We start from the raw sequence: 4894 nt of genomic DNA on the forward strand, positions 1-4894 counted from the left end.
GTAATCAGTTTAATCCTGAGTCAGACAACATCCGCGCTTTAGAACTTGATCATTACGCCACCCACAATATTGAACCCATACGTTGGGTAGAGGTAATACCGCTGGTAATGTGTATTGAACAGGTTGTTTGCATTTACCCAGAGGCCGAAATTCTTGCCTATATCGTAGGAGGCGCCTGCATTCAGGTCCCATGCGCTTTTGGTTTTACCAAAGTCTTTGTTGGGAAGCAGGTAATAGCTGCCGCTCAATGCAAAGAGGTCGGCGTTCAGGTGTAATTTTTTTGCGATGGTGTATTGTGCAAACAAATCGCCCTGGAAAGCGGGCAGGTGCCACGGTTGTACTTCTGTTTCCTGCTTGTTGTAGTTGTACCAGTCGAAGCTCACGCGCGCCTGGAATTTTTCTTCTTCAATATATCCCACTTCGCCATGCAGCTGGAAGGCCCGTAGCTGGGCTTCGTTACGGGTAGTGAATTTTTTGGTGTCGGCGCTGTCGTTTACAAACAGCGGCATATTGTACCAGGTAACGGAGGCGAATTTGGTATTGTAGTTAAAGTGGCTGCCCAGCGTACCTTTGATACCGGTATACTTTTCTTCTACACGGGTATTCAGCATTTCTCCCGGTAGCCCGGCGAGGAACGGATTTTTATTGGCCAGGTTACGGTAGGTATTCTTTTCAAAGTAGGAGATCCAGCCGCTGCTCAGGATCAGTTTTTTACGGATCAGGTGCGACTCATTCACGATATCCGGCAGCAGGTAAAATTCTCCATTGCTCCAGGTCGGATTTACACCGGCGTGCAGCACAAACCCCGGCTTCATGATATCCACAGCCGGGTGGATGGAAGCAATATTGTTGTTGATGGCGCGGTTATTATCCTGTTTGTAGGTAGAAAGATCAAACACACCTTCTACTTTTATGAAGATGTCTTCAAATACCTGCTTACGTATGGGTACATTCAGCTGGAAGGTATTTTCCGTACGCTTGTAGGAATCATTGAAAAGGATAAACTTCACTTTAGGCTGGAAGGTAAATGCCCAGTCGTTTTGCGGCCTGTTTTGCAGGCCCACGGAGGCGGTCACCTGGTTAAACGTCTGCTCTATATCCTTCTTTTTATAACTGGCGGTATCATGGCCATAGCCGTAGTAGTGCACTGTGTTGCGGTCGTACCCGATGCTTCCGTCGAACCGGAATTTAGGTAACAGGTAAGTGCCGGACGCCAGTACGTTCAGGTTACTGTAGTCCTGGTCCGGAATCTCCTTGCCTTTGGAGCCGGTGTAATTCACATACAGGCCGTAGTTGTACATATCCTGGCGCCCGCTACCGAAGCCTGCCTGTACATACGGTGTTTTATAATTGCCATATCCCAGTTTCACGAAGTTGTTCTGGAGGTACGACAATGAATCTTTTCCCAGTGCCAGCGGTTTCAGCGGCATGGCCTGGTACATAAAGTTCAGGTTCAGCGCCGGGATCTCGTATTTCATAGAAGGCCGGGTAGTGTCAATCCCCGGCAAAGAAGCCGTGAGATTGAGCTTATAGGCATCGCGCAGTTTGGGTTGATTGGTGGAAATGATATCAATCGTTTCCTGCTTCAATGCTTCCTGTGCGGCTGCTTTCTGTGAAAACAGCATCCCTGTGAGGCCCAGTGCCGATATAAGAAAAGTTCGTTTGTTATATATTGCTTGAATGTTCATGCTTTGTTGCGCTTAAATGTCAGATCCTAAAATCCGGGTGATTATTTCTTCGGTTTTTTGCCGGCGGCCTTTTCGTCTGCTTCCACTTTTGCCAGTTTATCTTTTGCTTCCTGTTTCAGCTCAGGAATAGAGCTGTTGGTAACGATACTCTGGTAAGTAGCTTTTGCATTGAAATAATCCTGTTGGCGGGCATATACATCTCCCAGCAGGATATATGATTTCGCCACCCAGTATTCGTAAGAGGGCGTATTTTTAATCACATCAAAACCGGCTTTTTCAGCAGCATCCAGTTCATTCTGTTGCAGGTAGCAGTCCGCAATGTTGTAGCGGGCTTCAGCGCCTGTTTCAGATTTGGTCATGTTAGCCACTGTTTTGAACTCAGACAGCGCGGCGGGATAGTCTTTTGCCTGTTGCAATGCCTTACCGCGGTAGAAGTGGGCAATGATCTGATCATCCGTACTGATATTAGCGGCGGCCAGCAACATTTCTGAATAGTTAGATACTTCATCCCAGTGTTTCAGCTGGTAGTTGCTGCGGAGCAGGCCCCTGGTGGCGGTAAGACTGTTTTCCTTGCTGGTGGCGAGGTCCTGCAGCTGCAGGTAGTAGCCTCTGGCCTTATCATAATTCTTTACCTGGTAAAAATTAATGTTAGCGGCCTGTAAGGCGGATCTTTCCGCGTATAAGCTGTTGTTGCGGGATAATACAAATTCGTAGGCAGGCAGCGCGCTCGTATAGTCTTTACTGTTATAGGCGCATTCTGCTTTATAGAAATATGCGGGCAGGATAAACTGGCCGTTCGGATATTTCTGGATATAGTTGTTGAACCCGGCGGTGGCGCCTGCGCAGTCGTTGCTGGTGAACCTGGATTCGGCAGCAGCATAGGCAAGGGAGTCTTCCGCAGAGGCGGTAACGGTTCTGCCACTGGCCTTCAGGAAGGCGAGGTAATCGTCTGTTTTACCCTGGCTTACATAAATAGACTTCATACTTTGCAGCGCTTCGTTGGATTCCGGTGAGTTAGGGAATTTTTCCACTACCTGCCGGTAATAGGCCAGCGCTTTGCTTTCGTTATCCTTATTGTAGTAGCTTAAACCCAGTTTCAGGAGTGCGCGTGGTGCATTCGGGCCGTTGGGTTGTTTTTGCAATACATTTTCCAGGAAGGGAATGGCTTCTGTATATTTTTCTTCCGAGAGATAAGTATTTGCTATCTCAATATCTGTTTCGTTATTAAAGCCGGACGATGGAAATTTATTACCCAGTTGCTTGAGCAGTGCCAGTTTCTCACTTTGCTTACCCTGTAAACCCATGATCACTGCTTTCTGGTAAGTAGCGTAATCGGCGCCGGGAGCATTGTTGCTGATGATACGGTCGTACAGCGATAATGCCTTCGGGAACTGGCGGAGCATATAGTAGCAGTCGGCGCTGCGCAGGGCGGCGTCGGTGGCAATACGTTCCGCATTCGGGCCGCTGGTGCGCTGGGCTGTTTCAAAGTAAGGCAGTGCTTCGGTGTATTTGTCCTGTTTCAGCAGGCTGTAGCCCAGGTTATAGCTGGCGGTTTGTGCGTTGGCCTCGCCCGATTCCGGCGGCGTATTATTCAGATAGGCGTTCAGGTTAGTAACCGCTGCTCCTGTTTTATTCTGGCGCAGGGCAATTTCTGCTTTCCAGAAATGGGCCAGTTGTTTGATCTGCGGATCGTATGGGTTGTTGATGGCTACATCCAGCAGGCGGTCGGCTTCTGCCAGCTGCTGGTCGTTGATCAGCTGGGTGGCGCGGCCGTAGGCTACTTTCTGGTAGGCCTTCAGTACGGTGGGGTTTTTATCGGAAATCGATTCAATAGTTGCTAAACCGTCTTTGTAGTTATTGCTGTTCATGAAAAGATTAACGAGTATTTCCCGGGCTTCCTTGTTATAGGCAGATTGCGGGTATGTTTTTACGAACTGTGTAAGTTCGCTGAGGGCGGCATCAGGGTAGCCCAGTTCGTACGACAGTTTACCGTAGTTGAAGCGGGAAATTTCCTGTTGCTGTGCATTGGAACTGTTATTGGCGCAGAAGGCAAAAGCGTTGCGTGCATTGGCTTTCTGGCCGGTGCGCAGGTAGCAGTCGCCCAGCAGGTACATGGAGTTTTGTCCCAGTGAATCTTTGGAGCCGCTTAGCTGTTTGAACCCTGCAATAGCTTTTTGCAGGTTATTGGTTTGATAATAAGCGTAGGATAACTGGTAGATATCTTCATTTGCTACTTCATCCGAATTATCCTGGAACTCCTGCAGGTAAGGCAATGCTTTGGGATAGTTCTTCTTTTCGAAGTAGGCTTTACCCAGCAGTTGTTTCAGTTCAGCTTCGTAGTATTGCCCGCCCTGCCTCAGCAGTGGCTCGGTATAAGAGATCAGCTGATCTGTTTTACCCTGGAAATAATAAATTTCAGCGATGTAGTAGGGCACCACGTTACTGTATTTCGGTTCATTCACCACTTTCTGGAAGCTGTTAAGCGCTTCCCCGTACTGGTGATTGTAGTAGCTGATAAAACCGTAGTAGTAATTGGCGGGAATGCTGTATTTGCCCGGCATCTCTTTGATGGAGGCAAACAGGGGCTGCGCCTTTTTAAAATCTTTTAAATTAAAATAACAGTAAGCCAGTTCAAACTTCGCTTCTGCAATTTCTGCGTTGGAGAGGTTTTCGATATTGGCTTTTTCATAGAGGGGAATGGCCTCTTTGAGTTTATTCTGACGGAAATAATATTTTGCCAGCTGATAGCTCACCAGTTCCTCACGGGCGTTGTTATTGGCTAGTTTCAGAAATTCCTGCGCCTGTTTTTCCGCGTTGTCCTGTTGCAGTTTAAGTGCACAGATGGTGTAATAATAGTACGCATCTGTTTTAACGAGATCGCGGTTGGTTTCGTGGAAATAGTCGATGTTATCAATGGTTTGCCTGAAAAGCTGCATGGACACTGCATATTTTTCCTGCTGGAAATACTGCTGGGCGTCCTTGAATACTTTTTCCGGATCTGTGTAGGTGCGTGTTTGCTGTGCCTGTGCGGCGGGCAGCCCTATCAAACCTGTGCCCGTGAAGACCAGGAGCGATATGTACAGATGTCCGGGAACAAAAACTTTTCTTATGAATTGCATGCTATAGCTGTTATTTCTTGAATATGCGTTTAAAACGAATCCCGGGAGGAATTATTTTCCAGCCGGGGAAGTACTCTGCCGTGGCCT

At 47.8% G+C, this 4894-nt stretch carries 2 protein-coding genes; both read right to left on the minus strand.

What is annotated here, in order from left to right; all coding sequences use genetic code 11:
* Window positions 1–38: 38 nt before the first annotated feature.
* Window positions 39–1688 carry a hypothetical protein gene (locus VN105_RS10090; RefSeq protein WP_325640422.1) on the minus strand — a complete coding sequence of 550 codons (1650 nt, stop codon included), beginning with the start codon at window positions 1686–1688 and terminating at the stop codon, window positions 39–41.
* Window positions 1689–1729: 41 nt separating this feature from the next.
* Entirely contained in the window at window positions 1730–4807 is a 3078-nt protein-coding gene (locus VN105_RS10095; protein WP_325640424.1) for a tetratricopeptide repeat protein, read from the minus strand.
* Window positions 4808–4894: the final 87 nt, after the last annotated feature.

The organism is Chitinophaga sp. (assembly GCF_035564935.1).
GTDB lineage: Bacteria > Bacteroidota > Bacteroidia > Chitinophagales > Chitinophagaceae > Chitinophaga.

Coding starts and splice junctions, on each gene's coding strand:
- VN105_RS10095 (WP_325640424.1), bottom strand. CDS start 4,807: ATGCAATTCATAAGAAAAGTTTTTGTTCCCGGACATCTGTACATATCG.
- VN105_RS10090 (WP_325640422.1), bottom strand. CDS start 1,688: ATGAACATTCAAGCAATATATAACAAACGAACTTTTCTTATATCGGCA.